The sequence below is a fragment of the Streptomyces sp. cg40 genome, from assembly GCF_050320165.1.
GTDB lineage: Bacteria > Actinomycetota > Actinomycetes > Streptomycetales > Streptomycetaceae > Streptomyces > Streptomyces hokutonensis.
Genome location: NZ_CP190128.1, coordinates 10,312,711 through 10,339,330 on the forward strand (window position 1 = coordinate 10,312,711; position 26,620 = coordinate 10,339,330).

General features: G+C 69.2%; 23 protein-coding genes. 7 read left to right on the forward strand and 16 right to left on the reverse strand.

Translation table 11 applies throughout. The features are described from left to right. Positions 1-112 precede the first annotated feature (112 nt). Positions 113-400 (reverse strand): hypothetical protein, encoded by a 288-nt coding sequence (locus ACQHII_RS46450; protein ID WP_427924966.1) that lies wholly within the window; start codon positions 398-400, stop codon positions 113-115. Positions 401-820: 420 nt separating this feature from the next. Beyond that, positions 821-1,087 (reverse strand): transposase, encoded by a 267-nt coding sequence (locus tag ACQHII_RS46455; RefSeq protein ID WP_427924967.1) that lies wholly within the window; start codon positions 1,085-1,087, stop codon positions 821-823. Between the two features lie 217 nt (positions 1,088-1,304). Between ACQHII_RS46455 and ACQHII_RS46460 the strand changes: the two genes are divergently transcribed. The 3 genes from ACQHII_RS46460 to ACQHII_RS46470 are packed head-to-tail and all read left to right on the forward strand — an operon-like array spanning position 1,305 to position 4,580. Next, positions 1,305-2,828, forward strand: coding sequence for an FAD-dependent oxidoreductase (locus ACQHII_RS46460; protein WP_427924968.1), 1,524 nt, complete (start codon positions 1,305-1,307; stop codon positions 2,826-2,828). Then, a complete protein-coding gene (locus ACQHII_RS46465; protein WP_427924969.1) occupies positions 2,825-3,952 on the forward strand; it encodes a hypothetical protein in 1,128 nt (375 codons plus the stop codon). Before ACQHII_RS46460 ends, ACQHII_RS46465 begins: the two co-directional genes overlap by 4 nt. A 4-nt stretch (positions 3,953-3,956) precedes the next feature. Continuing rightward, the gene (locus tag ACQHII_RS46470; protein WP_427924970.1) at positions 3,957-4,580 is read left to right on the forward strand and encodes a TetR/AcrR family transcriptional regulator; all 624 of its coding nucleotides are present in this window, start codon (positions 3,957-3,959) and stop codon (positions 4,578-4,580) included. A gap of 466 nt (positions 4,581-5,046) precedes the next feature. Here the strand turns inward: ACQHII_RS46470 and ACQHII_RS46475 are convergent, their stop codons facing one another. Further along, positions 5,047-5,514 carry a hypothetical protein gene (locus tag ACQHII_RS46475; protein ID WP_427924971.1) on the reverse strand — a complete coding sequence of 156 codons (468 nt, stop codon included), beginning with the start codon at positions 5,512-5,514 and terminating at the stop codon, positions 5,047-5,049. A gap of 366 nt (positions 5,515-5,880) precedes the next feature. After that, positions 5,881-6,930, reverse strand: a complete 1,050-nt coding sequence (locus ACQHII_RS46480; protein ID WP_427924972.1) for a helix-turn-helix domain-containing protein — start codon at positions 6,928-6,930, stop codon at positions 5,881-5,883. Positions 6,931-7,073: 143 nt separating this feature from the next. Between ACQHII_RS46480 and ACQHII_RS46485 the strand changes: the two genes are divergently transcribed. Next, on the forward strand, positions 7,074-7,598 hold the full coding sequence (locus tag ACQHII_RS46485; protein WP_427924973.1) for a peptidoglycan-binding domain-containing protein: 525 nt from the start codon (positions 7,074-7,076) through the stop codon (positions 7,596-7,598). A gap of 92 nt (positions 7,599-7,690) precedes the next feature. Here ACQHII_RS46485 and ACQHII_RS46490 read toward each other — a convergent pair whose 3' ends face one another. The 7 genes from ACQHII_RS46490 to ACQHII_RS46520 all read right to left on the reverse strand — a co-directional run bounded on the left by ACQHII_RS46490 (position 7,691) and on the right by ACQHII_RS46520 (position 17,872). Further along, the gene (locus ACQHII_RS46490) at positions 7,691-9,574 is read right to left on the reverse strand and encodes a glycoside hydrolase family 5 protein (protein ID WP_427924974.1); all 1,884 of its coding nucleotides are present in this window, start codon (positions 9,572-9,574) and stop codon (positions 7,691-7,693) included. A 208-nt stretch (positions 9,575-9,782) separates the two neighbouring features. Continuing rightward, entirely contained in the window at positions 9,783-10,616 is an 834-nt protein-coding gene (locus ACQHII_RS46495) for a PIG-L family deacetylase (RefSeq protein ID WP_427924975.1), read from the reverse strand. 248 nt (positions 10,617-10,864) lie between these two features. Continuing rightward, on the reverse strand, positions 10,865-11,731 hold the full coding sequence (locus ACQHII_RS46500) for a hypothetical protein (protein ID WP_427924976.1): 867 nt from the start codon (positions 11,729-11,731) through the stop codon (positions 10,865-10,867). 98 nt (positions 11,732-11,829) lie between these two features. Then, positions 11,830-14,631 carry a LamG-like jellyroll fold domain-containing protein gene (locus ACQHII_RS46505; protein WP_427924977.1) on the reverse strand — a complete coding sequence of 934 codons (2,802 nt, stop codon included), beginning with the start codon at positions 14,629-14,631 and terminating at the stop codon, positions 11,830-11,832. A 136-nt stretch (positions 14,632-14,767) separates the two neighbouring features. Further along, the gene (locus tag ACQHII_RS46510; RefSeq protein ID WP_427924978.1) at positions 14,768-15,601 is read right to left on the reverse strand and encodes a carbohydrate ABC transporter permease; all 834 of its coding nucleotides are present in this window, start codon (positions 15,599-15,601) and stop codon (positions 14,768-14,770) included. Continuing rightward, entirely contained in the window at positions 15,601-16,572 is a 972-nt protein-coding gene (locus tag ACQHII_RS46515; RefSeq protein WP_427924979.1) for a carbohydrate ABC transporter permease, read from the reverse strand. Before ACQHII_RS46515 ends, ACQHII_RS46510 begins: the two co-directional genes overlap by 1 nt. 7 nt (positions 16,573-16,579) lie before the next feature. After that, positions 16,580-17,872, reverse strand: a complete 1,293-nt coding sequence (locus tag ACQHII_RS46520; RefSeq protein WP_427924980.1) for an ABC transporter substrate-binding protein — start codon at positions 17,870-17,872, stop codon at positions 16,580-16,582. A gap of 656 nt (positions 17,873-18,528) precedes the next feature. Between ACQHII_RS46520 and ACQHII_RS46525 the strand changes: the two genes are divergently transcribed. The 3 genes from ACQHII_RS46525 (at position 18,529) to ACQHII_RS46535 (ending at position 22,263) form a co-directional block, all read left to right on the forward strand. Continuing rightward, positions 18,529-19,569, forward strand: a complete 1,041-nt coding sequence (locus tag ACQHII_RS46525; protein ID WP_427924981.1) for a LacI family DNA-binding transcriptional regulator — start codon at positions 18,529-18,531, stop codon at positions 19,567-19,569. 2 nt (positions 19,570-19,571) lie between these two features. Next, the gene (locus ACQHII_RS46530) at positions 19,572-20,612 is read left to right on the forward strand and encodes a LacI family DNA-binding transcriptional regulator (protein ID WP_427925554.1); all 1,041 of its coding nucleotides are present in this window, start codon (positions 19,572-19,574) and stop codon (positions 20,610-20,612) included. Positions 20,613-20,745: 133 nt separating this feature from the next. Further along, complete coding sequence (locus ACQHII_RS46535; protein WP_427924982.1) at positions 20,746-22,263, forward strand: alpha-N-arabinofuranosidase; 1,518 nt, start codon at positions 20,746-20,748, stop codon at positions 22,261-22,263. Positions 22,264-22,269: 6 nt separating this feature from the next. Here the strand turns inward: ACQHII_RS46535 and ACQHII_RS46540 are convergent, their stop codons facing one another. From ACQHII_RS46540 to ACQHII_RS46560, 5 genes are all read right to left on the reverse strand, one after another. Further along, positions 22,270-22,623, reverse strand: coding sequence for a DoxX family protein (locus ACQHII_RS46540; RefSeq protein WP_427924983.1), 354 nt, complete (start codon positions 22,621-22,623; stop codon positions 22,270-22,272). A gap of 103 nt (positions 22,624-22,726) precedes the next feature. After that, entirely contained in the window at positions 22,727-23,500 is a 774-nt protein-coding gene (locus ACQHII_RS46545; protein WP_427924984.1) for a TIM barrel protein, read from the reverse strand. Beyond that, the gene (locus tag ACQHII_RS46550; RefSeq protein ID WP_427924985.1) at positions 23,497-24,435 is read right to left on the reverse strand and encodes a sugar phosphate isomerase/epimerase family protein; all 939 of its coding nucleotides are present in this window, start codon (positions 24,433-24,435) and stop codon (positions 23,497-23,499) included. The genes ACQHII_RS46545 and ACQHII_RS46550 overlap by 4 nt, the downstream gene beginning before the upstream one ends. Further along, a complete protein-coding gene (locus ACQHII_RS46555) occupies positions 24,432-25,043 on the reverse strand; it encodes a nucleoside deaminase (RefSeq protein WP_427924986.1) in 612 nt (203 codons plus the stop codon). Before ACQHII_RS46555 ends, ACQHII_RS46550 begins: the two co-directional genes overlap by 4 nt. A gap of 14 nt (positions 25,044-25,057) precedes the next feature. Next, entirely contained in the window at positions 25,058-26,599 is a 1,542-nt protein-coding gene (locus ACQHII_RS46560; protein ID WP_427924987.1) for a GMC oxidoreductase, read from the reverse strand. Between the last annotated feature and the right edge of the window lie 21 nt (positions 26,600-26,620).

Consider the following 26,620-nt stretch of genomic DNA (forward strand, 5'->3'; position numbering starts at 1 on the left):
GGCAGCGGCTCATCTCGTCCGCGTTGTGCCGAGTGGCGTGCTCGGGCTCAGTCCGGTGGGAGCGCCGGTACTCGTTCGCGGCTGCCGCCCCCGCAACGCGCGAGGCTCTTTGTCAGCCCCGGGAGACGATCCGGTCCGTCTGGTGAATGAAGGACTCGTCTTTGGACCGACCGGCCACGAAGAAGTGCGAGGCCGCCGCATTCTCGGCCTGAGCGTGGATGGCGGCTGTGGTGCCGGCGGCCTGGCTGAAGGGCTGCGGCAGTGTGGTCTCGCCGAGGGCCAACGTCCCGGCATGGATCTGCGTGGCCGGGCCGCCGAGGTTCACTGCGACCACTTTGCCCGGCACGATCCCGGAGGCCGCAAGACCGACCACACTCGAAGCGGACAGCACGAGGTACACCGAGGTGGGGACTTGAGCCGAGGACGATGATGCGGGCGATCGTCGACCGAGCGGACTGTCCAGGTAGCGGCCACAGCAGACCCTGCTGCCGGTCGTGGAGTTCCACACCTGCCGGGCAGACGCCTGTAGTAGCCGATCCACGTCGTCGAACCTGTCTCGGGTGGAGCTGTACTTCGGATTGCTATCGGCTGCGTGTGCAACAGGGGGAGGGGGGAACGCTCTCAACCCTCAACGGAAAGGGATTGTTCAGCAACGCGTTCGCACGGGTGATCAATACGTTCGGGGTCGGGGACTCCCACCGGCCCGGGGTAGTTCCAACCCAGTGTGCTCAACGTGTGACCCAACGGCGGGGCTGAGTCCCAGGCGTCGGCGCACTCTTGACGACAGCCTGCAAGGAACGATCTAGCGGGTGCAGACCGGCTACCGCGGTCCGTAGCGTTCCGGCAGGTCGCGCCAGGAGATCCCGGTCCGGATCTTGTAGACCATCCCGTTGCCGGCTTGCCAGTCCGGCACCCGCGGCCTGGCGGTTGCGGCCCGCCGTATCGGTGGAGCGAGTAACTCCCAGTCCTGATCGGTGCGTTCGTGGCGGCGCGTCACTCCGCCTTGGCTCACCACCGATGATCTTTGAAGGTGGGCCCCAATCCCGTCCCGTGAGGTCGTGCTGCCAGTCCGGGCCCAACTCACCATGGACGTGACGGCGCCGCTGTGCTGGTGGAAGCGGAGTGGCGGGACTTTATGGGGCAAAGGTCACGTTGGCGTTCCGGCTGGCCGTCGTCCCGGCTGGATCTTGGGAGGTTATTCCGCCGGACCCGGGGTCCCGCGGGAAGGCTGGCAGGTTCAGGCCGTACCTGTTACCTTCCGCCCGGTCATACATTCAGTCATGACATGTATGAATGGAGGCGGCGTGCGGAAGACAGCCGTAGTGCTCGGCGGAAGCGTGGCGGGGCTGTGCGCCGCGGGAGTGCTCGCGAGGCATTTCGACGAGGTGATCGTCCTGGAGCGGGACCGGCTCCCGCCGGACGCACAGCATCGGCGGGGCGTGCCGCAGAGCAAGCACCCGCACTTCCTCCTCAACTCCGGGCGTCGCGCGATCGGCGAGATCTTTCCCGGGTTCGAGGAGGCACTGATCGCCGCGGGCGGGATGCGTCTGATGCCGTCGATGGACGCGGCGTACTGCGAGAACAGTGGCTGGGCCCCGCGCAAGGCCGGGTCGATGACGATGGTCTACAGCTCGCGTGTGCTCATCGAGCGGGTCCTGCGCGACAAGGTCCGCGAGCTCCCGGCCATCGAGATCCGCGAGGGGGTGACCGTCACCGGACTTCGTTGCACCGGGGGCGGAACCGCGCGGGGGCGCGTCGGGGGAGTCGAGTACCGCGCGGGCGACGACTCGGGCCACCTGTCCGCCGACCTGGTCGTCGACGCGCTGGGGCGCGGCTCCTCCGTCGCCGACTGGCTGAGCACGGCGGGATGGCCGGCGCCACCGGAGAAGACCCTCGACGCCAAGGTCACCTACACGTCACGGTGGTACGACCTGCCGCCCGCCGACCGGCGTCCGCCGACGTGGTGGTGGAAGCACCTGGTCATCACTCCGACCCAGGACACCGGCGACCATCCCGAGGAACACGAGTTCCTCAGCAACTTCTTCCCCATCGAGGGGGATCGCGCCATCGTGTGCATGGGGGCGTGGGGCATCCGGATGCCGCGGGAGGTCGATACCTTCGAGGCCGCGGTGGATCGCGTGCGGGCCAGGACCTTCGGGCAGGCGACGCATGCCTGCACTCCGACCTCCGGGGTGCACCTCACTCGTTCGACCGGCAACAAGTGGCGCCGTTACGACCTGCTCGACCAGCCTCCGCTCGGGCTGGTCTGCGTCGGTGACTCGATCTGCGCGTTCAACCCGTTCTACGCCCAGGGGATGAGCTCGGCAGCCCGCTCCGCGCTCATCCTCGCCGAGATGCTGCACGGCCACGATGTCCTCGACCTCGCCTTCTTCCGCGAGTTCCTCGCCCGGCAGAAGAAGTCGCTCGACGTGCCCTGGATGCTCGCCATGGCCCGTGACCAGGCATATGACTTCGCGACCGGGAGCGAGGTCGTCGCCCCCTGGCGCCGCAAACTGGCCGCGCGCATCAGCTGGCCGGTCTTCGACGCCATCAATGCCACGAGCCGCGAGGACACCTACGTCGAGCGTACGTTCGCCCAGGTCTTCAACCTCGACCTGTCGCTCAGGGACATGACCACCGATGTGCGGTTCTGGTTCGGCATCGCGCGCTACAAGGTGCGGCAGTGGCTCGGACGCACGGTCGTGCCCGGCGGGTTCGACGACCAGCAGGATCCGCCCGGCACCGACTTCACCGGCCACACTCGCGCCGGCAGCTCGCCGTACGCCGGGACCGACCTCGCCAAGGCCGACTCGAGGAGCAAGGAATGAGCTCTTCATGCGACGCCGCGGCCGAGCGCCTCGCTGAAAGGCTCGGCTTCTCCTGCCATGACGCGCATCCCGTCGTGACCTTCCGCAACCCGTTCAATTTGGCGAACGGCACCATGCCGTTCCTCGAGTTGCTCATCATCGGCGGTGCGGTGTTCGCTCTCGTCCACGCGTGGCGGCGGTGGCGGCGCGACGACGACCCGGTCAACATCTCTCTGTGGTTCGCCTCGCTCGTCTACCTGGCGGTGATCGAACCGCCGCTCTACTTCCCGGGCTGGTTCGGCCTGGAGAAGCACGTCGGGTTCATTTTCTCCCACAACGTGTTCACGGTGCAGTTTATGTATGACCGGTTGCCTCTCTACATCGTGGCCTTCTATCCGGCGCTGTCGCAGCTCGCCTACGAGGTGGTCCGCGCTCTCGGCGTCTTTGCGCGACGTGGGCTCCTTCTCGGCTCGCTGGCGGTCGCGTTCACCTGCCAGGCGTTCTACGAAATCTTCGATCAGCTCGGACCTCAGCTGAAGTGGTGGGCCTGGAACCCCGGCAACGAGAGGATCAACGAGCCGGCACTCGCCTCGGTCCCGATGGGCAGCATGTTCCTGTTCGCCTCGGTGTCCTTCGGCGCGATGGCCTACCTCGTCGTCCGGCTGGTCGGCGTGAAGGACGGCCGGGGCACGCTCACCGGCCGGCAGATCAGCCTGCGCACCGTGGCCGCCGGCGCCCTGACACCGTTGGCGATGGCGGTCGCCGGTGTCCCCAGCAACCTCTTCCGCGGTGGGGACCACCTGGGGATCCAGCGGGCCGTCCTCAGTGCCGAGCTCGCCCTGGTCTGGATCATCGGCCTCTGCCTTCTCGCGGACGCCTGGCGCGCACGGCGGACGGATCCGGCTCCGGTGGCGTCGCCGCTGTTCGCGCGGATCTATCCCGCGCTGTACCTCGGCGTGCTCATCGTCTTCTGGCTGGTCGCACTGCCGGCGTACTTCGCGGCAACCAATGGCCTCACCGAGCAGGGCACACCTATCGGCAGCCTGTGGTACACCACGCTGTGCACAGTCGCCGCAACCGGGCTCATCGTGGCCGTACTCCGCGCGACCATGTCCCGACGGACCACAGAGCCTGTGCGATCCTGAGACCATGGGGCATCACGGCTGGGGAGGCAGGCCTCCCGCATCGGACGCGGAGGCCCGGCAACGCATCATCGACGCGACCGCCCGCTGCATCGACAGACACGGCGTCACGAAGACGACCCTGTCCGATGTCGCCGGCGAGCTCGGCGTCACCCGCCAGACCGTCTACCGCCACTTCGACCGCATCAGCGACATCATCGGCGAAGTGGCTGCCCAGGGCGCCGAGTCGTTCGTCGACCTGATGATCGCGCACCTGCAAGGGATCACCGACCCGGCCGAAGCAGTGGTCGAGGGCATGGTCTTCTGCGTACGGACCATCCCCACCGAGCCACGCCTGAGTCTTCTGCTGCAACTCGGAGACACCACCGCCTTCGGCCGCAGCGCCACCACCAAGGACACCATCGCCTACGGCGCCAAGATGCTGGAGCGCTTCCCCGTCGACTGGTCCGCCGCCGGGATCGGCGAAGACGACCTCAACGGCCTCGCCGAGATCATCATGCGACTCCTGACGTCGCTGCTGCAGCACCCCGGCGAGCCACCGCAGGACGAAACCCGACTCCGCACCTTTCTCAACCGCTGGCTGGCGCCGGCGTTGTCCCGGACATCAGCATCCGCGCCCCCGTGTTCTTGAACGCTCGCCCGGTGGCGTAAGACGCGGCACCGAGTCGTGAGTCGCGGACCAACTGCAACAACACGCAATCCCAGGGTGAGAGCACATCGCCAGAGCGGGGCTCTCAAGCGCGGCACATAGTTCCGAGTCTTGTCCGTGTACGGCCGACAGCGAAGTTGCGGGCCGCGTCCTGGTCGGCCGTACACCGCGACGGGTACCCGGCTGTCGACGTAGGGTGCGCCTCCCCCATGCGCGGCGGCAGGGATACGTCGAGCTAGTCGCCGCCGCGCTCGACGGGGGTTCCCACTCGAAGATCACAAACAGGTCGTGACGTTCGCAGCACGAGAACTTTCCGACTGAAGGATGATCCACCGCCGAGTCACCCGCCCGGCCGGTCTCACTTGCTGTGGCCCCACATCCCTGCGGGCCGTACGTCCTGCCCGGGTTGTTGATGTCTTGGGCACTCGCGTGGACCACGGACGAGCACTTACGCAGCCGCGTCGTAGGCGGCCCGCAACCGGACGTCGCTGCCGGTCCCGGACCGTGGAGTGCCCTCGGCGAACACCGCCAGCCGCAGCACGACATAGCGGCCGATCCCGACGAGCGCGGTGGCCGACAAGTACACCGTCTGCTGAAGGGCGAGTCCGGCGTCGGGGCGGAGCGCGGCCAGCGCGCCGACTGCGGCGGACGTGACCAGCCAGCCGAGGGCCATGGTGGCAGCACTCTTCAAGTGGCCGGCCAGACCGGGCCGTCCGTGGCGGAACGAGACGCGGGCGTGCAACTCGGTGGCAACCACGGTGGAGGCGACGGTGGTCAGCGCGTTCGCCGCTGTCCACGGAATCCACTGCGAGAGCAGGACCAGGGCCGCAGAGGCCGTCAGGGTGAGCCCACTGCCCAGCCCGGCGAAGCGCCCGAAGGCCACAGCGTGCCGACGGACCAGTCGCAGGCTGTTCATGGTGATCCCCTCCCTGACCGCTGCCCCTGGCGGGGCCGTCGTCGTCATGCCGCACAGGGTGACTGCCTCCACATTCAGCGCGGTTTCAGGGCGTTCTCAGGGGTGCCGGAGGTGATGAAACGGAGACCAGGGCCGCTGCATCATCGCGGCCGTGATCTCGGTGGAGTGGCACAGGACGGGATCGTCGAGCAGCCGAAGGCGGAAGGCACGACTCGCGCACTCTTCGCTGGCGTGGGCTGATCAGCCAGCCCGCATAAACGCCGCCGGCGGCGTCGGTTCAGTGCCTCAGGGCGCTCGGAATCTTCAGCACTAAACACTCTTCGACGGCACAGTGTGAGCCTGCGGCACGTGCGCAGCGGCGGGTATTCACGGTCGTAGGGCTCGATGCCCCTCACGCAGGGGCAGGGACTGAGGGGCATCACGGTTCTCGGGCCCCGTGCCCCGTGCCTGCCCGAGCAGCGCGGCCCCGAGCGGAGTCAGCGTGTGCAGGACCGTCGGGCCGATCTGCCTGCTGGTCGTCAGCCCGGCGTCGCGCAGCACCGAGGCGTGTCGGCTGGCGGCGGACTGCGAGATGCCCGCGACCTGGGCGAGTTCTCCCGTGGTCAGCCCGTCCGCGACGTACCGCAGGACCCGCGCGCGTGTGCTCCCGAGCAGTGCGCCCAGTGGCACGTGTTCCGCCAGGAGTGCTCCCTCCGGCACCGCCGGATGGTTGAGCGGGTACGAGAGCACGGGCGGCAGGTCGGCGTCGGCCAGAGCGACCGGCGTTCCCCACGAGAAGTACGTCGGAACGATTCTTATGCCGCGTTCGCGCAGATGGAGATCGCGGTCCGTCCGGTAGTCCACCTCGAGGACGGGCGGGCGCCAGTGAAACCGGGGCCCCAGGCTCGACAGGAGCCCCTCGACGCCCCCGGTCAGCAGCGCGCGGGCAAGCAGGGCGCGGTGCGCGACGATCCCGCCGGCCACTCGTTCCGTGAACGGCGCGACGGCCACCTCGTGGTACCGGCGGATCAGCTCGGTCAACTCCCTGCGCTCGGCACCCTGATCCAGGCGCAGCGCCCAGGACGGCACCGGAGAGACCCGGTCCAGGAGCCTCAACTCGGCCCGCACGTCCCGCGCGGGCATACGGAGGATGCCGTCGAGGGCCGCGCCGATCCCGTCCTCGGACTCCGGCGGCGTAAGGAAGTCGGGCAGGTACGGCCCCAGGGCGTACAGCGGGAAGAGCACTGTGCGTACGGGCCGGGCCAGCCCGGCCGCGTCCAGGTCGGCCCGGACCGTTCGGTGCCAAGCGGCGAACTGCCAGCGGCCGCCGCGCGACTGCAGCCGGTGGAGTGTCGAGAGCACTTCCCACATCGGGTCGGGCTCCGCGGCGACGTGGACACGGGCGAGGTCGACCTCGGTGAAGTGAATACGGAGCACGCGATTCCCCCCGAAGAGCTCCACATTTGCGCTCAGGCGCAAGAGTGTGTCGCCGTTGGCGTGGCCCTGCCAAGGTTCCGCCAGGCCAAGAAGGCGCCATGGCCGATTCCGACGCTCGACCGCTCGAACCAGGAGGAACCCGCGTGTTTTCGAAGAGAGCCAAGGCGACCGCCGGCACCATCGCGGCCCTGACCGCCGGAGTCCTCGCCCTGAGCGCCAGCCCCGCGTCCGCGAGCGGTACCTACAGCGGCCTGGCCTACGTCTACGGTGCGGGAGTCTTCACCGACGACTGGGACAACGAGGGCATCGTGGACACCAGCCACAACACCGAGTCCAACGCGACCTGCCTGTGGCAGAAGGTCCTGTGGGCCGACGGCGAACTCACCGCGGCCGACATCGACGGCGACTTCGGGCCCGTCACCAAGGCCGCGACCGAGAGGTGGCAGACCAAGTTCCAGGTCACCAGCGACGGCTCGGCCGGGCAGAACACCTGGACCGCGGCCGGCAACTGGCTGCGCAACTCGTCCAACGGATTGGACGGCACCGTGGCCCGGTACATCGGCACCGAGTTCATCATCGACGTCACGCGCGACAGCAACGGCTACTACCACTTCCTGGACGGCACCGGCGCCGGCCGCATCGCCGGATACAACTACCTGACCTGCTAGGCAGTACCCGCGAGGCCGAGGCCGGCCGTGCCCGTGATCGTCACGGACACGGCGGCCGCACCCCAGAGTGTCGCCGTCGTCTCACGCGCGGGTCAGAGCGCCAGTTTGCGGCACAGCAGAGCCGCCGGCCCCGGTGAGCTGCCGATGCGGGTGGTGTACGCGATGCCCGCGGCGTACTCGTCGTCCGCGCACTGGCCCTTGTAGTCGCCTACGGCGAAGTCGCCGGCGTCGCCGGGCCGGTTGTCGGAGCGGTCGAACCAGACCGTGCGTCCCGCTCCCGCCAGGGCGGTTGCGGCAGGCGCGCACAGGGCCGCCGACGTCCGGACGCCCCGGTGGCTGTAGCCGATGAGGAACTGGCCCTGGGCGCACTGGAGTTTGGTGTAGCCCGATGCCCAGTCGCCGCCCTGGGGGACGTTGCGTTCGTCGGTGACGACCGTCTGGGCGCCGTCGGTGGCACGCAGGTTTCCCGCGGTGATGTCCGTGCACAGTCCACGACCGGAGGTGTGGCCGAGGCCGATCAGCCGCAGCCCGTCCGGGCAGGCCGCCTTGGACGCGCCCGAGTCCCAGTCGCCGGTGGCGCGCACCCGTACGGACTGGACGTAGTCGCCGTGGTCGGTGGCGAGCATCTGCCAGGCGGGGACCGGGGCGACCGGACCGCTGAGTGAAGCGGCGGACATCAGTCGCTGCCAGCCGGTGGCGCGCCAGTCCGAGTCGTCCAGGAGGCAGTGGCGGGTGCCGTCCGTGTCGTAGCGGAGCAGGGCCCAGTCGTCGTGGCCCTGCCAGCCGACCAGGGGCCAGTAGGCGAAGTCGGCGTCGTGGTCGGCGAAGTAGTCGGTGATGTTGCCGAACCAGGTGCGTGCCGCGGAGCCCGTCTCGCCCGCTCCGATGCCGAACTCGCTGATCCACACAGGGGCGGTGTAGTGCTTGCCGCTGTCCTGTGCGACGAAGAACGCCTCGTCGTACAGGGCCTGGAACAGGTCGTCGCGGCTGAGGTCCTGGTAGCGGGGGTCGCTGGTCTCGCCGATCCCGGTGGCTCCGCTGTGGTGGGGGCCGGTGTAGCCGTAGAAGTGGGCCGAGTAGACGAGTTTGTGGGTGGCGACCAGGGTGTGCGACAGCGTGCGGGCGGGGGTGAGGAGGGGGCGGCCGTGGGCGAAGCCGTCGACGGGTATGCCGGTCCAGTTGATGCCCTCGACGACGATGAGCAGGTTCGGGTTCGCCTCGGTGAGGATGCGGTCGGCGGCGAGTTGGGCGGCTGCGTACCAGTCGTGCGCGTCGCCAGTGCCCCAGTTGGGGTCGTCCCAGACGTCACGGCGTACCTCGTTGTAGAGGTCGGCGCCCACCACGCGGGGGTCGGCGGCGTAGCGGCGGGCCATGAACACCCAGTCGTCCGCCCACTGCCCGGTCGGCTGACTACTGTTCCACCGCTCGTTGCCGTCGACTCCGCAACACCAACGGGAGGTGTTGGTGTGGTTGTTGAGGATGACGGCGAAGTCGGCCGACGTGAGCGCGGAGACGACGGCGTCGAACACCCCGAGCGGTGTCCGGCCGCGCAACTGCGGGTTGGCCGCCACGGCGGCGTCCGGTACGGCGGCGGTGTCGTGGATCATCGCGTTGGAGAACGGCAGCCGGATGCTGTTGATGCCCAACTCGTGGAAGTCGGCCATGAGTTGGGCAAGGGGAACGCGGTCCAGTCCCAGGGGGATGCCGTAGGAGTTCTGCCCGGCGTGGTGGTTGGCGCTGTCGGCCGCGCTGCCGCTGCCTGTCCAGGAGCCCTGGGCGCCGTCCCAGTTGGCGGACTTCAGCCGGAAGCGGTTGCCGTTCGCGTCGACGATGTAGCGCCCGCGGGTGGACAGGGGCGGCTGCCAGGTGCTCTCGGCGGCGGGGGCCGCCGGAGCCGCGGAGGCTGCCCCCGTGGACGGGTACAGCAGGGAAACACCCAAGACGAGTAGTGTCAGGTACCGGACAAGTTTGGTCATGGGGGCGCCCTCCGTACTGATCCCGATCCCGACAGATGGCAGCGCTCCTGAGGTCCCGCAGCAGCCGCCCGGGGGACACTACCCGTGACCTGCGGACCCGTCGACGGACAAAGCGCGCACTCGACGCGCACTCGACGCGCGCTCGTCCGTGCCCGGCCGGGAGACAGGCGGAAACGCGCCGCGCTTCCCGGCCGGGCGGACGGACGGGTCAGCGCAGTCCGGCGAAAAGATCGTTCTCGGGTACGGTCGCACCGGTCGCGTCCTGGACGCGCAGGAAGGTCTCGATGCCCATCAGCTCGCCGAACCTCTCCTTGCCCATCTTGAGGAAGAAGATGTTGTCGCCCTGACTGGCGTGCGCGGCCAGCGAGTCGAACTTCTGGCCGCTGAACGCGGTGGTGTCCACCCAGGTGCTGATCTCGTCGTCGGGGAGCCCCATCTCGGCCATTTGGGCGGCCTCGGCGGGATCCGGCTCCGGCATGTCCGGGTTCAGCTCGCGCATGACCTCGCCGAACCGCCGCATCATCGAGCGGGGCATCGTGGTCCAGTACACCTTCGGTGTCAGGTCGGTCATCTCCACGGCCGCCATCGTGATGCGGTGGGCCTGGATGTGGTCGGGGTGGCCGTAGAAGCCGTTCTCGTCGTAGGTGACGACCACATCGGGCCGGTAGTGCCGCATGAGGTCCGCGAGCCGGGCCGCGGCTTCCGGCACGGGGGTCTGCCAGAAGGCTCCGGGGGCGTCGTTGCCGGGCCAGCCCATCATCCCGGAGTCGGCGTAGTTGAGGAGTTCCAGATCGCTGATCTTCAGGACCTCGCAGCTCGCTTCGAGTTCCTGGCGGCGCATGAGGGCGACGGCCGCCGGATCGTGGCCGGGATCACCCGGCTTGACGCCTCCCGGTCCGTCACCGCAACTGCCGTCGGTACAGGTCACGAGCACCGTACGGATGCCTTCCGCCGCGTAGCGCGCGAGGACTCCTCCGGTTGTCGTGGCCTCGTCGTCGGGGTGGGCGTGTACCGCCATGAGCGTCAAGGGCCGGTCGGTCATGAGAAGTCCTCCAACAGAAATACGTCGCGGTCCACCGAGCGTGGCGGCTCTACCGCCATCCTGGGGCCCTGCGCCCGGGTGGGGCGGACGACCTCGCGGTCGCCCCGTGTTCCCCGCCCGTACGGCGCCGGTCCCTCGGCCGGTGCAACCGTGCCGACCGGACCCGCTGTTCCCGACGTGGCGGATCGGTCCTCCGATCGGCACGATCGCCTTCAGGTTCCGGACCGGAACACGGTGGGTCCAGTTACTCAGTCCACGGGGACCGCGGCGAGGACGGAGGGCACCACCTTCACCTGCGCGGTCCGCACGAGGTCTGTCAGCATTGCTCCGTACTGATCGCTGACGTAGGCCTGGCTGACCTGTTTGCGGGCCTCGGCGAAGGTCAGCGTCCGGACGCCGGAGCCGCGGGTGGTGGAGCTCGTGTGGTGTCCGAGCTGGAACTCGCTCCTATGGGCCGTGTAGTAGGCGCGCAGCGCGCTGTCCGGGGTCTTGATGACGCCGGTCCGCGACAGTTTCTCGGCGAGGTCGAAGTCGATGTTGCCGAGGACGTAGGTGAAGTAGTTGGGCTCGGTGTACTGCACCGGTCCGTAGATGACCTGGTGCGCGGCGACCGCCTTCTGCCTGCGGGAGTTCTCGGACCGCCAGTCGACCAGGAAAGCGGCGTACGAGGGGTTGTCGAGCAGGCCGTAGCGGTGGGCGAGGCGCAGTTGGACCGTGGCCTTGGTGACGTCGGCCAGAGCGTGCTTCTTGAGGTAGTCGGCGGGGGTCTGGCCATGGTGGGAGGTGGTCCAGAAGCCGGGACCGTCGGAGGCGCCGTACTTCTGCTGGAAGTGGCTGAAGGTGGCGGCCCGTTCCTGGGCGAGGTACAGGTTCAACTCCCTTACGGGGACGGCCTGTCCGTCGATCGTGGCGACGGTGGTCGTGAGCGCGGCGGCCACGGGCCGTTTCGGGGTGTCGTGCGCAGCCGCCAGCAGGGAGACGGCGGTGATCAGCGCCGCGAGGCCCAGTGCGGCGGAGGCGAGCAGCCACCACGGCAACAGGCGCCGGCGTGGGCGGGGCGGCGCCGGCCTCGGGCGGGTCGCGGGCCTGTGTGTCTGGCGGACCTTCGTGCTCATCCCCGGCTCCTCCAAGTCGCCATGGGCGGTGGCGGAGTCCGGCCCGCCGTACGGGCCGGACCGGACTCCGCCACCTGGTGCGGTGCTCGTAATCGCCGTCAGCCGGCGGCGAGTTCCGAGATCTCGGTGGTGGTCAGGGCTCGCTGGTAGAAGTGGACGTCGTCGATGTAGCCGTTGGTGAAGTCCACCTCGTTGGTGTTCCACCAGGCGCTGCCGATCTGCGTGGCGCCGACCGCCTTCCAGGCCGAGGAGAACGAAGTGCTCGACTGGAGCGTGCCGTTGACGTACAGGCTGATCGTGCCGGCGCTCGCGTCGTACACGCCGGTGACGTGGTACCAAGTGCCGGTCGACGCCGAGGAGGTGGCGACCACCTGGGTGTAGGCGGCGGATGTCGAGTCGCTCGCGCGCTCGGTGAACGCGAACTTGCCGCCGGTGAGTTGGAGGTAGAAGGGGCTGATGGTGGTGCCGTTGATGCTGGCGATCGTCTGGTTGCCGCTGACGCTGTTCAGCTTCACCCAGGCCGCCACCGAGTAGCTGGCGCTGGTGTCGATCACGGTCGCGGGGATGGTGACCTGGCTGGCGGTATTGCCGGACAGGCTCACGGAGTTGGTGCCCACCTTGCCGCTGCCGGTCCAGGTGGAGTCGCCGACGAGGCCGCCGGGCGCGCCCAGCCCCATGAAGTTGGCGGTGCTCGCGCCGCTGCCCTCGTCCAGTTCGTAGTAGGCGGTCGGTACGGTCGCCAGGGCGACGGCCTCCTGGCCGGTGATGGCCTTGGAGTACATGCGTACGTCGTCGAGCGCGCCGTTGGTGAAGTCGACGTTGGCGCCGTTCCACTTGCCGCGGCCGATCTCCGTGTCCCCGGTGGCCTTCCAGGCCGAGGAGAACGAGGCGGAGCCCTGGAGCACGCCGTTGACGTAGAGCTTGATCGTGCCGGCGCTCGCGTCGTACACGCCGGCCACGTGGTACCAGGTGCCGGTGGACGCCGACGAGGTGGCCAGTACCTGGGTGTAGGCCGCGGACGTCGAGTCGCTGCTGCGGACGGTGAACGCCAGCTTGCCGCCGGTGAGTTGGAGGTAGAAGGGGCTGATCGTGGTGCCGTCGATACTGGCGAAGGTCTGGTTGCCGCTGACGCTGTTCAGCTTCACCCAGGCCGCCACCGAGTAGCTCGTGCTGGTGTCGATCGCTGTGGTGGGCACGTCGACGTAGCTCGTGCTGCCGCCGGTCAGACTGACCGCGTACGAACCGACCTTGCCGGTGGTCCACGACGCCCCGGCTTGCAGGGTCGCGGTGTTGGCGTGGTTGGTGGCGTCCGCCGAGGTCGTCCCGGTGCCCTCCTCGAAGGGCCAGGCCGCGCCGTAGCTCTGGGTGGTGGAGGCGCCGCTGCCGTTGTAGGCGCCGATGTTGGGCGCGGCCGTGGAGGAGACGGTGTTGCCGAAGAAGTCGGCGCCGCCGTTGCTCGATATGAGAGTGCCGGCGCCGATGACCGGCGAGGTGGACTTCACCTTGTACGCGACCGCCGTGCTGATGCCCGTGCCCGCGCCGCCGGGGGCGATGAACTGCGGGTCGGTGGTGATCGCCGAGGAGTCCGTCGGCTGGGTGCTGTCGTGGTGGCCGTAGAAGTCGTTGTGTGTCCAGGTGCCGGAGGAGGAGTAACTGCCGCCGGAGCCCTGGTTGTCGATGATGTTGTTGGAGAAGGTGACGTTGTTGCCGGCCGCCGTGGTGTTGGTGACGGCGCCGTTGTCACCCGGCCCCATGTAGATGGTGTTGTTGTACACCTTCGTGGTGCCGCTGGAGGCGATGCCTTCCAGGGTCGGCAGGACCGCTCCCATCGCGCCGTCGTTCTGGCTGATGTTGTAGCGGACCACCGAGTTCGTGGCGCCGAACGTGCTGGAGCAGCAGTACTCCTGGAAGCCGAACGGGTTGTCGTGGCTGTAGTTGTACTGGATGACCACCCCGTTGTTGTCGTGGTCGATGTCGAAGGCCTCGCCGTCCCACAGGGCGCGCCACTGGCGGGAGACCTCGTTGTTCTGCCAGACACCGCCGTTGTTCAGCGCCATCCAGTAGCCCGCGCCCGAGTAGCGGTAACCGCTGTTGGTGGTCGTGTTGTTCTGCACCACGGGGGAGTCGCAGTAGATGCACACCACGTCGTTGCCGCCGAGGTCGGACATCGTGTTGTTCTGGATGACGACGTTGGTGGTGACGATGGAGTGCCCGGTGCCGTTGAGCGAGCCGATGTAGATACCGCCCGCGTCGTCGCTGGTCAGGGTGTTGCCCTGGATCAGCAGGTCGTTCCAGCCGTTGGTGGTGTACGAGTCGCTGAGGTTCGCGGCGATGCCGGACGAGGTGCTGGGCTGGACGCTGCCGTTCACGGTCCAGTAGCCGAGCACGTTGTGGATGTTGTTGTTGAGGATGTGGATCCCGTTGAGGATGCCGCTGGTGTCGTTCTGGATCTGGATGCCGCTGCGCAGGGCGGCGCTCGTGGTGGTGTTGGTGATCTCCAGGTTCTGGATCGTCCAGTACTGCTGGTTGTCCAGGTAGACGGCCGCCGAGGCACCCCCGCCCGCGATGATCGGGGCCGAGCCGGTGCCGTAGCTGGAGACGACGATCTGGCTGCCGCTGGCGCCCGAGCCCTGCGGTGCCAGCTTCCCGGTCCAGGAACCGCCGGCCTGGAAGAGGATCTGGTTGCCGGCCACGAACGTGGTGGCGTTGACGTTCGTCAGGGTCTTCCACGGAGTGCTCGAACTGCACCCGTCGTTGCTGTCGCTGCCTGCGGACGAGGAGACGTAGTACGTGGTGCAGGTCGTCGCCGCGTGCGCCTCGGTGGTGGGTACGATCGCGAGGCCCACGGCGGCTGCCGCGCTCGCCGCCGCCGCCAGTAGGCGGTGTCGCCATCTTCGCATTGCGTTCCTCTTTGAACGTGAGCGGATGTGTGGGGTGGTGCAGACCGGTGGTCACGGCACGCGAAACCGGGCAGGTGGGAGCGTGCGGTGGCCACCGGCCGATCGGGGAGGGGAGGGCGACGACCCGGGTCCGGGCTCAGCCCTTGACGGCGCCGCTGAGCAGACCGGACATGATGTGCCGCTGCACGGCGAGGAAGAAGACGACCATCGGGACCAGCGCCATGACGCTGAGCGTCAGGAAGGCCGGCCAGTCGACCTGGAACTGGCCCACCGAGGTGTAGACCTCCAGCACGATCGTGCTCTTGGCGGGATCGCTCAAGTACACGTTGGGCGTGAAGAAGTCGTTCCAGATCCACATGGTCTGGAAGACCGCGACCGTCACCAGGATCGGCCGGATCAGGGGCAGCACGATCCGCCAGAAGATCTTCCACGGGCCGCAGCCGTCGATGCGGGCGGCCTCGATGATCTCGAAGGGCAGGGTGGCCATGTACCCCTGGATGATGAACCAGCAGAAGATCGAGCCCGCGCTGTAGACCAGCACCAGTCCGTTCAGGCTGTCCACCAGGCCCAGGTGGACGAAGAGTTGGTAGACGGGGATCAGGGTGGACTGGGTGGGGATCACGAAGGCAATCAACAGCAGTTTGCCGAAGCGCTTGTTGAACCTGGTCGGCCGCATCATCAGCGCGTAGGCGGCCATCGCACCGATCAGCACCATCAGGGCCACCGAGACCACGGTGACGTACGCCGTGTTGGCGAAGGCGGCGGCCACCGGGACCTGGTCCAGGACGCGCCGGTAGCTGGAGAAGTCCGGCGAGGTCGGCAGGCCGAGCGGGGAGGCCGCCGTCTGCTCCTGCGTCTTGAGCGTGTTGACCAGGACGTAGTAGAAGGGCAGCGCCATCACCGCGGACAGCGGGAGCATGTACGCGCTGGTCGTCCAGCCGCGCCGGCGCAGCCAGGTGAGTACGGCCATCAGCGGAACCTCCTTTCCAGCCGCCGGGTCGCGGCCAGCTGGACCGACAGCACGGCGGCGACCGCGAGCAGGAAGAGCATGCTCAGGGCGGCACCGAGGCCGTAGTTCCCCTCGCTCACACCGCGCTGCACGAGCACCTGGGTGAGGGTGTAGGTGGAGTAGCCGGGCCCGCCCTTGGTGAGCGTGAACGGCAGGTCGTAGACCCGCAGGCCGTTGATGAGCAGCAGGAACTGACTGACCGTCATGGCCGGTGCGAGCAGCGGCAGGGTGATGCGGAAGAACTGCTGGCGGGGGGTGGCCCCGTCGATGGTGGCGGCCTCGTAGTAGTCCTTCGGGACGGACTGGAGGTAGGCGAGGTAGAGCACGGCGTGCCAGCCGACCTGCGCCCAGACGCCGACGAGGATCACCGAGACCTTGGCCAGGTCGTTGTCCGACAGCCACGGCACCGGGCCGACGCCGAACAGGTGCCCCAGCACGGAGTTGATCACCCCGGAGGACAGCGGGGACAGTACGAACGTCCACACCAGGCCCAGGATCGCCATGCTCGGCACGGCCGGGAAGAAGAACGCAGCACGGACCAGGTTCCGCCCGAGGAAGCGGCGGTTGAGCACGGCCGCGAGCGGGATCGCCAGCACGGTCACGACGACGGTGGTGGCGATCGCGTACAGCAGGGTGAAGCCCAGGCCGCCCAGCATCGTGGGGTCGGTGAAGATCGCCCGGTAGTTGGCCAGCCCGATCCAGTGCCGGTCGGGGGAGAAGCCGCTGTAGTCGGTGAAGCTGTAGTACACCGACTCGGCCAGCGGCACCAGGAACAGCACCACCAGCACGACGGCGATCGGCAGCAGGAACGCCTGGGTGACCAGCCGCTCGCGCATCCCGCGGCGGGTGGCGGGAGGGCGGGCCGGGCGCGCGGAGGGGGCCGCACCGGTGGCGCGCGCCTCGCTCCGGAGGCCGGAAGTCTCGGTCGCCATGGTGCTGTTACTTCCCGTCGAGCTGCTTGAGCTTCTTGTCCAGAAGTGCGGGGATGGCCTGCGGCTTGATCTTGCCCTGCACCATGGTCTGCATCCGGGCGTTGAGTTCCGCGCTCAGCTCGCTGGAGTGCCGCGGCCAGGCCACGACCGGCAGGTAGATCTTGCCCGAGCGGGCTCCGGCGGCCTGGTTGGCCAGCGCCGCGGCGAACGTCGGCGTGTAGTCGCTGGTGGTGGTGATGGCTCCGCTGGAGGCGCCGTACGCCTTGACGCCCGTCGCGCTCGCCATGAACTCCAGGAACTTCAGGGCGGTTTCGGGGTTCTTGGCCTTGGCGTTGACGGCGTAGCCGGGGCTGGCCGCACCGGTCCAGTAGGTGGTGCCCGTCTTCATGCCCGGGATCGCCTCGGTCGCGAAGGACAGGTCCGGCGCGCTCTTCTGCACGGACGGGACGTTCCAGGTGCCCGCGCCGAACATCGCCACCCGGCCGGCCGCGAACTCACTGACCACCTGGTCGCCGGTCAGCCCCAGGATGCTCTTGGGCGTGAGGCCCTCGGTGTAGAGCCTGCTGTACGCGACGAGGGGCTCGGTCCAGGTGTCGGCGAAAGTGGTCTTGCCGTCGAAGATGTCCTGGTCCGGGAAGCTGCCCTGGTCGGCGAAGTAGCCGCCGAGCAGCCCCCACAGGGACATGAAGTTCCCTTCCTGGACGGTGTCGTAGTACGGCGTGATCCCCTTGTCCTTGAGCTTGCGGCACAGGGCGAGGAACCCCGTCCAGCTGTCGGGGAGTTCGGTCGCGCCGACCCTGGCGAGCAGCGCCTTGTTGTACATGATGCCGCCGGCCCAGGAGGAGATGGACAGGCCGTAGACCTTGCCGTCGACCGTCATGAAGTCCCGGTTGGCCGAGTTCATGGTCTTCAGGAAGCTCTGACCGGAGAGGTCCTTGACGAAGCCGCCGCCGACCGTCTGCTTGTCCTCGGCGGTGAGGATGAAGACGTCGGCCGCCGTCCTGGCCTGGAGCCGGGTGGTGAGGGTGGAGACGTACTGCGGGACCGGCGGCGCGTAGGAGAAGGAGACGCCGAGGCCGGTCTCCTTGGTGAAGGCGCTGAGCACCGGCTTCATGACCGTCTGGGTGTCCCAGGAGAAGAAGGACACCGAGCCCTTGCCGGCGCCGGCCGTCGCCGTGCTGGTGGAGCAGCCGGTGGTGGCGAGCGCGCTGCCACCCAGGAGCGCGGCGAGCGCGCTGCCCTGGACGAAACGCCGTCTGCTGAGGTTCGCGGGGCCGGACCCGGCGCTGTTGACGGACATGGCTTCCTCCTGAAGGAGACGTAAGGGGGAGGTGATACGGGGGAGGTGATGAGGGGTGGTGCGGATCGGGCAGCGGCAGGGTGTCGGGGTGGCGGTGTCCCGGTCGAGCGGCGGCATCCGGTCGGCTCGGCGCCGTGGAGGACGCGGTCGGTGGGTGCCCGGGTGTCCCGGTCGGTGGCCCAGGCGTGGGATCCGTCGCCCTCGTCCTGGCCGGCGCCGTGCGGGATCTGCCGCTCGTGGTCTGCCCGCCGGTCCGGTACGCCTCGGACACGGCCGGCGTACATGGGGAAGCGGCATCAGCATGTCCGGCTAGTACATCGTCGTCAATACCCTTGTGTCGGCATTCTTTCCGCGGGGTTTCACCGATGGGCGGGCGATGTCGACGTCGTTCCCTCGGTTTGCCCAGTTCGAAGGGGAGGTGTGGGGTCACTGGCAGAAGGAAGGATCCCACTGGACGGCGTTTCCCGGATACCTGCCACGACACGAGCCGTTGACAACGTTGAATCTGCGATGCGATGCTCACGCCGCCCCAGACCTCACACAGACGAGGAGACGCCACCGTGCCTCACCGCATCGGCTCCGGCCGCCTGCCCCGCGCCGAGGGCGAACGCGCCACGCCGCGCCACCCGGCCCAGGACGGAGCATAGAGTTCTGCCATGTCCACGATGCATGACGTGGCCCAGCGGGCTGGGGTGTCCCTCAAGACGGTTTCCCGGGTGGTCAACGAGGAGCCCAGTGTCAGCGAGCGGACCCGGCAGCGAGTCACCGCGGCCATAATCGAGCTGGACTTCCGTCCCAACGCGGTCGCCCGCAATTTGCGCACCGGCCGCACCGGCCTGGTCGGACTGGCGCTGCCCCGCCTGACCCAGCCGTACTACTCCACGCTCGCCGAAGCGATCATGCGCGAGGCCGAACGCCATGAACTGACCGTGCTGATCGAGCTCACCGACGGGGACGCGGAGGCCGAACTCGCCCTGGCCCGCGAACACGGGCCCCACCTGGGCGGGTTGCTGATGTGCCCGCTCGGTCTGTCGGACGCGCAGGCCCGGACCGTCGCCCAGACCGTCCCGACGGTCTTCATGGCGGAACGGTCCTACGACGCACCGGTCGACCGCGTCGCCATGGCCAACCAGGAGGGATTGCGGGCCCTGGTCGCCCACATGGTCTCGCTGGGCTACACCCGGATCGCGGTGCTCGGGGCCGACCACTCCGGCCGCCCGGACCAGGCCGCCGCCCATCTGCGCCTGGCCGGCTACCGGGACGGCCTGCGCGACGCGGACCTGCCCTACCTGCCCGAACTGGTCCACGAGGTGGCCACCTCCGACTGGAACCGTGAGGCGGGCGCGGCCGGGGTGCGTCTGCTGATCGAGCGCGGCGTCCGGTTCGACGCGGTCGTGGCCTTCTCCGACTCCCTGGCGCTGGGCGCCCTGCACGCCGTGCAGGAGGCGGGGCTGAGAATCCCCGCCGAGGTGGCCGTGGCGGGCTTCGACAACATCGACGACGCCCGCTACTCGTACCCGGCACTCACCTCGATCGGCCCGGGCACGGCGCAGATCGCGCGCGAGGCGCTGACCCTGCTGATCGACCGGATGAACAGCACGGCCTCGGCGGACACGGGCCGGCTGATCGTCGCCGACTTCGAACTGACCGTCCGCGAATCGACGTTGGGAGGGATGTCGGCATGGGGCGGGGCGTGACGATGAGCACCGTGGCCGAACGCGCCGGGGTGTCGACGAAGACGGTCTCCAACGTCGTCAACGGCACCGGCTCCTTCAGCCAGGAGACCGAGCGGCGGGTGCGCGCGGCCGTCGAGGAACTCGGCTACCGGATCAACCCCTTCGCCCGCGGCCTGCGTTCGCGGCGCACGGGCACCATCGCCCTGGTGATCCCGAACGTCTACCAGCCCTTCAACGCCGAACTGGCCGAACAGATCATCAGCGCCCCGGAGGCCCAGGGCCTGAAGATGGTGCTCGCACCCACCCGCGGGGACGCCCGCCGCGAACGGACCCTGCTGACCACCTCCCACGGCGAACTCGTGGACGGGGTCATCTACGTCCCCCACGCGCTCACCCCCGAGGAGTACCTGGCACTGCCCGTCGCCCAGCCCACGGTCGTCCTCGGCGAGCGCCCGGCCGAGGCCGCCGGGCTGAACCTGGACTACGTCGAGATCGCCGACGAGCGGGGCGCGCACGCGGCCGTCGCCCATCTGCTCGCCCAGGGGCGGCGCCGTATCGCCGCCATCTGCGAACAGACCGGCCCCCGGGCCGGCGGCCGGCGTCTGCACGGCTACCGCCGGGCCCTCGAAGAGGCCGGCGTCGTCTACGACGACTCGATCGTCCTCGGCGTCGACAACGCCGACCTGTGGTCCGCCGGCGTAGGAGCCGCGACCCGGCTGCTGCGCACCCGCGTCCGCTTCGACGCCCTCTTCTGCTACAACGACGTCGTCGCCATCGGCGCCCTGTCCGTACTGGAACGGAGCGGCATCGCCGTCCCGGACGACGTGGCGCTGACCGGCTTCGACGACATCGAGGCCGCCCGCTTCACCTCACCGCCCCTCACCACCGTCGACCCCCAGCGCGAGTCCATCGCCCGCAAGGCCGTAGGGCTGCTGCGTTCCCGCATGGCCCTGAGCGACTTCCGGGAACTGCCCGGCCGGACCGATGCCGCCGGCTTCGAGCTCCGCGTCCGCAAATCTTCGTCCGTGCGGACAGCGGCCACGGGCGCCGGCCACACGCCCTGACCTCCGGCGACAGCAAGGCAGCCGCCGGAAAACCCCCAGCACACCACAGCCCCGGCTGATCCGCGCCCGCGCCCGTGCGCGGACCCGGCTCCTCGGCAACCACCCACCCGCGCAACACCCCTGGAGGACGTCCGTGTCCATCGCCACCGCGGTCATCAACCTCGACATCGAGGGCCCGAAGATCAGCCGTCACCTCTACGGCCACTTCGCCGAACACCTCGGCCGCTGCATCTACGGCGGATTCTGGGTAGGGGAGGACTCTCCCGTGCCCAACGAGGGCGGCATCCGCCTCGACATCGTGCAGGCCCTGCGCGCCCTGAACATCCCCAACCTCCGCTGGCCCGGCGGCTGTTTCGCCGACGAGTACCACTGGAAGGACGGCATCGGACCGCGTGAGCAGCGGCCCCGGATGGTGAACACGCACTGGGGGAACGTCGAGGAAAACAACCACTTCGGCACCCACGAGTTCATGGCCCTGTGCGAACTCCTCGGCGCGGAGCCCTACATCAGCGGCAACGTCGGCTCCGGCACCGTGCAGGAGATGAGCGAGTGGGTCGAGTACCTCACCCGCGACGGCGACAGCCCGATGGTCCGGCTGCGCAAGGCCAACGGCCGCGAGGAACCGTGGCGCGTGAAGTACTGGGGCATCGGCAACGAGACCTGGGGCTGCGGCGGCAACATGCGCGCCGAATACGCCGCCGACCTCTCCCGCCAGTACGCCACCTACTGCCGCGACCACGGAGACAACAAGCTCTACCGCATTGCCTCGGGCGCCTCGAACGACGACTACAAGTGGACCGAGACGCTGATGCAGCAGATCAGCTGCTTCGGCTGCGAGGCCACCCCGAAGAACTTCTTCCAGGGCCTCTCCGTCCACTACTACACGATGGCCGGCCCCTGGGAGGCCAAGGGCAGCGCCACCGACTTCGACACGGACGACTACTACCGGACACTGTCCGCCGCCCGGAGGCTCGACCGCATCCTGACCGGCCATTCCACCGTCATGGATGTCTACGACCCGGGCCGTACGGTCGGCCTGGTCCTGGACGAGTGGGGCACCTGGTGGGACGTCGAACCGGGCACCAACCCCGGCTTCCTGTACCAGCAGAACACTTTGCGCGACGCGCTCGTGGCCGGCATCCACTTCGACATCTTCCACAAGCACGCGGCCCGACTGCACATGGCGAACATCGCCCAGACCGTCAACGTCCTCCAGGCGATGATCCTCACCGATGGCGACTCCCTTGTCCTGACGCCCAGTTACCACGTGTTCGAGATGAACAAGGGCCACCAGGACGCCACTTCGCTCCCCGTCCACCTGCGCACCGAGAACGCCCGCCGTCAGGTGGCGGACACCGAACTGGACACGCTCTCCGCCTCGGCCAGCGTCAAGGACGGCACGGTCTTCATCTCGCTGACCAACCTGGACGCCGACGAGCCGGCCGAGGTGACGCTCGACCTGCGCGGCGGCATCCTCGGCGAACCGACCGCCCGCCTCCTCACGGCCGACAAGCTCCAGGACCACAACAGCGCGGACACACCGGAAGCGGTCTCCCCACGCCCCTTCGACGCCCTGACGGCCACCGACGGGGGACTGGCCCTGATCCTGCCGCCGCACTCCTTCCTCACCATCGAGGCCAGGTTGGCCTGACCGCCGTCAGGCGCCGTGGTACAGCAGGCCCAGCGTCAGGGCAGCCGCCGCCGTGGCGAGGAACACGATCCCACCGACGATGTTGCGGGAGCCCACCCTCAGGTGGGCGAAGATCGCGCCGATGAAGTACAGCACGAGCCCGGAAGCGGCGAGGGTTCCCAGGAGCGGCACGGCGAGCCCGGCCAGCAGTCCCACGGTGCCCGCTGCCAGCAGCATGCCCAGCACAGGCACGTACTTCCGCGGTATGCCCTTCATGTCCGCCTGGGTCTTGGGGTATTCGTGGCCGATCAGGTAGGTGACGGCGGCGGCGCCGTTGAATACCGCGCCGAGGATGGTGACCGTGATGTAGGCGGCGAACACGTCTTCTCCGGTTCTGTCGGGACAGCGTCCTGGACATCCCGTCGCGGGATGTCGATCTCCTGGACGACGAACCGGTGCTCCGATTCTGTGACATCGGCTGCCGTCAAAGGAGGGCGCGGGCGGCGGCGCAGACCTGGCCGCTGTCGCCGAGTGGTGTCGCTTCGATGCCTACGTAGCCGTCGTAGCCGGCCTTGTGGAGCCAGGCGAGTTCCGTGGCCCAGTCGATGGTCCCGGTGCCGAACTCGTGGCGGCCCGGGACGTCGGCCGCCTGGACGTGCCCGATCAGCGGTACGGCGTCCTGGATCTCGGCTCCGAGCGGCTCGCCGTTGAGGATCGCGTGGTAACGGTCGTAGAGGAAGCGGACGTTCGGGAGGTCGATCGCGCGGAGGAGGGAGAGCGCCGAACGTGAGTCGGGGATCAGCGCGTTGGGGCCCTCGTGGGCGCGATTGACGACCTCCACGAGCAGTTCGAGGCCGTGTCCGCCGGCTTCCTCTCCCGCCCTTGCGAGCACCTCGGCCGTGCTGCGGAGCTGGGTGGTGGGCTCGATTCCGGGGACGACGTCTCCGGCGAGGACCACGAGCCCCGGTGTGTTCAGCTGTCGGGCCGCCTCGGCGGCCGCCCGGACGCGGGTGAGGAACTCGTCGTGCGACGACGGGTCGCCCAGATCGCACTTGTCCCGCCACGACTCCACACACAGGGTGATCAGGCGTGTGCCGGTGGAGTCCAGGGCGCGGGTGAGGCGGGGCAGGTCCTTGTCCCACCACTCCCAGATCTCCACCGCGCGGAACCCGGAGTCGGCCGCGGCGCGTACGCGGTCGTCGAGGGGCCGTTCGTTTTCCAGGAACAGCATCTCGATGCAGGCGGAGAAGTCGATCACGGGTGAACCGCCTTTCTCGCCACGGCTGTTCCGGCTCTGAGGGCGGCGATCGGGTCGGGTGCCTCGTCCAGTTCGATGAGTACGGTGTCGGCGCCCGGGGTGCGGGACATGGCGTCGGCCCAGCCCTCCCAGTCGACAATGCCCGAGCCCAACTCGGCCATGTAGGGCTGCTGTTGGGCGAAGACCGTTTCGTCGACGGTGAGTTCGACGTCGATGGGCCTGACCGCGTCCTTCCAGTGGGCGAGGGCGATGCGCGGGGTGTGCCGGCGGGCCACCGCCACCGGGTCGCCGCCGCCGAGGGCGATGTGGCAGGAGTCGGGGCACAGCCAGACGTAGCGCGGGTCGGTCAGGGCCATGAACAGGTCGATGTCCCGCTCGTACCAGAGGGTGCTGTTGGACTCGGTGTGGAAGGCGAGCTTCACGCCGAGACGCGACACGGCCTCTCCGACCGCGTGCGCGATGTCGGCCATGCGCGTCATGTACGGGGCGTCGACGAAGAAGGGTGGCCGCGTGCCGAATGTCGTGCGCATGGGGAGGCCGGCGATGAGGAGTTCCGCGCCCACCTCGGCGAGGAAGGACGCGCGGCGTTCGGCGTCGGCGACGATCGCGGGCAGGCTGTCGCTGTCCCGCCAGCCTGGGGCGTCGCTGTCCGCGATGAACGCGCTGACGACGGACAGGCCCCGCGCCGCCAGTTCGCGGCGGAAGGCGGGCGCGCTGCCGAAGGCCCGCAGGGCCGAGTCGATGTCGCCCGGCGCGAAGGTCAGCTCGATGCCCGTCACACCGGCCTCGACCAGTGCGTCCATCACCCGTGCCCAGAAGCGCTCGGGGTGGGCCAGGGCCCAGTCGCGTACGGCGTCGGAGGAGGGGAGATCCCAGAAGTCCGGGTGGTAGAAGGTGATCACGTCGGTGGCGAAACGCGGCGCCGTGGCGCTCATTCGGCACCTCCGCGGGCGTTGTAGACGACGATCCCGTCGGCCGCGTCGACCGCCTTGCGGTAGTTCCGGAACACGGCCAGCGCCTCGTCCCGGAGGACGTCTCCTACGACCTCGATCCCGCGCGCCTCGAACTGCTCGGCCCAGTCCGCGCCGAGGGGGCCCTCGTCGAACGTGGTGATCTCCTCCAGCTCGGGTCCTTCCCCCGCGACCACGAGCGCGCGTACCCCCGACCACATCGTGGCGCCGTAACACTGCACGCAGGGGCGCCAGTTGACGACGAGTTCATGGACGGGCGATCCCTCGGCACCCAAGTCCCAGCCGCCGATGGTCTTTTGGGCGAGCCCCAGCGCCACCACCTCCGCGTGGGCGCTGGAGACACCGGAGGCGAGCACGACGTTCACGCCGACGGAGACGATCCGGCCGGTGTCGCGCTCGGCTACGAGGGCCGCGAACGGACCGCCGTTGCCCTCCCGCCAGTTGCGGTCGGCGAGGCGGTGCACGAGCCGCATCCGGTCGGCGCGGTCGGGGACGACGGCGGGCACGTCGGCCACCTCGTCGTCGATCCAGGCCGGTAGCGCCACGCGGTATTCCTTGACTGTGCTGATCACGGTCGAACTTCCTTTCAGCGTGCGGCGAGTGGCGCGGTGCGGGTGGTGACGACTCGGTCGGCGACTGCTCGGGCGGCCCGTACGGCGGTCACCGCGCCGGTCAGGGTGACGTTGGCGGCCATCGGGGTGGGGATCACACCGTTGCCGGCGAGGTACAGGTTGTCGTAGCCCCACACCCGGCCGTCCGGGTCGCAGACGGTGGTGCCGTCGTCGGCGGTGCCCGCCCGGACTGTGCCGGTCAGGTGCAGGGAGGACCCGGGCGGCAGCAGTGCCAGTTCGGTGTCGGGGTCGAACGGGCCGAACTCCTGCGCCAGTGACCGGACTTCGGCCGCTGCCCGGTCGATGAGCGCGCGGTCGGTGTCGGAGTAGTCGAACTCGACGCGGATGCGCGGCAGTCCGGCGAGGTCGGTCTCCGACTCCGAGAAGACGAGACGGTTCTCGGGGCGCGACTCGACAGGGGCGTACAAGGTGAGTCCCACGGCGTGTGCGAGCGGGCGGCCGTTGTCGTCGACGTAGGTCCGGTTCATGATCTGCCCGTGGAAGGGCTGTGCCGTCCCGTTCTGCGGCAGCCAGAGCGAGTCCGTGCTGAACTCCCCGGTGCGCGGCAGGGGCAGGTCGTCGAGGGCGATGCCGAACCGGTCCAGGTCGAGCAGCACCCGGGCGGTGATGAACGCGTGCTCGTTGAGGCGGCGGCCCAGGGCCGGGGGACGGATGCCCGAGGCGAACAGCAGCTGCGGGGTGCGCAGCGCGTCGGCGCACACGACGACGGTGTCCGCGTGGAGTTCGGTCTCCGTGCCGTCGGCGACGCGGCGCAGCCGGGCGCCGGTGATCCGGCCGTCCGATCCGAGCAACCGGGTGGCCAGTGTGCCGGTCAGCAGGGTGAACGCCGGGTCTCCGCCGGACGCGACGGGCGGGAAGATCGTTCCCGGCGCGGTGCGTGGCAGGGGGCCGGACGGCGCTGTCGCGACGGCCATGGGCATGGGCTGCGGGCGTCGGTCGGCCGGTGCGGTGGCGTCGTAGCGCCTTCGCAGGACGTCGAGGACCAGGCGGCCGACCTCGGTGGGGCCGATGGGGGAGGGTGTGACGGCGAGCAGTCGGCGCGCGGTGTCCAGGTCCGCCGCCCATCCGGCCGGGTCGCCGAAGTCGAACACCTCGTCCTCGGCGGGCCACGGCGTCGCGGCGGTCCAGTGCACGCCCATGCCGCCCGCGTTCCACGCCAGTGCCGTCGCGGGCATCGCCTCGGCGTCCTCGCCGAAGGCCAGGGCGTGGAACATGCCGGGCGTCAGGCCGGTGAGGCTGTCCGCTGCCTCGCGCACCACCTCGGCGCCGGTGTACATGCCCTGGATGCCGCTGACGACCTGTTCGTTGTAGCGCGCCCAGAGCACCGGGTCGTCGACGTCGTGCAGATGCAGCCCGGGCTTCTCGCCGATGGCGCTGCCGCCGTCGACCATCGTGATGCCCAGCCCCGGATCGCTGTCCCGCAGCAGCCGGGCCACGGCGGATCCCATGATGCCGCTGCCCACGATGAGGACGTCGGTGTGCGGGGTGTCGGTCACAGGGGAACTCCAAAGTCGTCT

Excerpts from the sequence above, each read along its gene's own strand:
- ACQHII_RS46505 (WP_427924977.1), bottom strand. The coding sequence starts at position 14,631 with ATGCGAAGATGGCGACACCGCCTACTGGCGGCGGCGGCGAGCGCGGCA.
- ACQHII_RS46490 (WP_427924974.1), bottom strand. The coding sequence starts at position 9,574 with ATGACCAAACTTGTCCGGTACCTGACACTACTCGTCTTGGGTGTTTCC.
- ACQHII_RS46455 (WP_427924967.1), bottom strand. The coding sequence starts at position 1,087 with ATGGTGAGTTGGGCCCGGACTGGCAGCACGACCTCACGGGACGGGATT.
- ACQHII_RS46510 (WP_427924978.1), bottom strand. The coding sequence starts at position 15,601 with ATGGCCGTACTCACCTGGCTGCGCCGGCGCGGCTGGACGACCAGCGCG.
- ACQHII_RS46515 (WP_427924979.1), bottom strand. The coding sequence starts at position 16,572 with ATGGCGACCGAGACTTCCGGCCTCCGGAGCGAGGCGCGCGCCACCGGT.
- ACQHII_RS46500 (WP_427924976.1), bottom strand. The coding sequence starts at position 11,731 with ATGAGCACGAAGGTCCGCCAGACACACAGGCCCGCGACCCGCCCGAGG.
- ACQHII_RS46550 (WP_427924985.1), bottom strand. The coding sequence starts at position 24,435 with ATGAGCGCCACGGCGCCGCGTTTCGCCACCGACGTGATCACCTTCTAC.
- ACQHII_RS46525 (WP_427924981.1), top strand. The coding sequence starts at position 18,529 with ATGTCCACGATGCATGACGTGGCCCAGCGGGCTGGGGTGTCCCTCAAG.
- ACQHII_RS46465 (WP_427924969.1), top strand. The coding sequence starts at position 2,825 with ATGAGCTCTTCATGCGACGCCGCGGCCGAGCGCCTCGCTGAAAGGCTC.
- ACQHII_RS46470 (WP_427924970.1), top strand. The coding sequence starts at position 3,957 with ATGGGGCATCACGGCTGGGGAGGCAGGCCTCCCGCATCGGACGCGGAG.
- ACQHII_RS46520 (WP_427924980.1), bottom strand. The coding sequence starts at position 17,872 with ATGTCCGTCAACAGCGCCGGGTCCGGCCCCGCGAACCTCAGCAGACGG.
- ACQHII_RS46530 (WP_427925554.1), top strand. The coding sequence starts at position 19,572 with ATGAGCACCGTGGCCGAACGCGCCGGGGTGTCGACGAAGACGGTCTCC.
- ACQHII_RS46475 (WP_427924971.1), bottom strand. The coding sequence starts at position 5,514 with ATGAACAGCCTGCGACTGGTCCGTCGGCACGCTGTGGCCTTCGGGCGC.
- ACQHII_RS46495 (WP_427924975.1), bottom strand. The coding sequence starts at position 10,616 with ATGACCGACCGGCCCTTGACGCTCATGGCGGTACACGCCCACCCCGAC.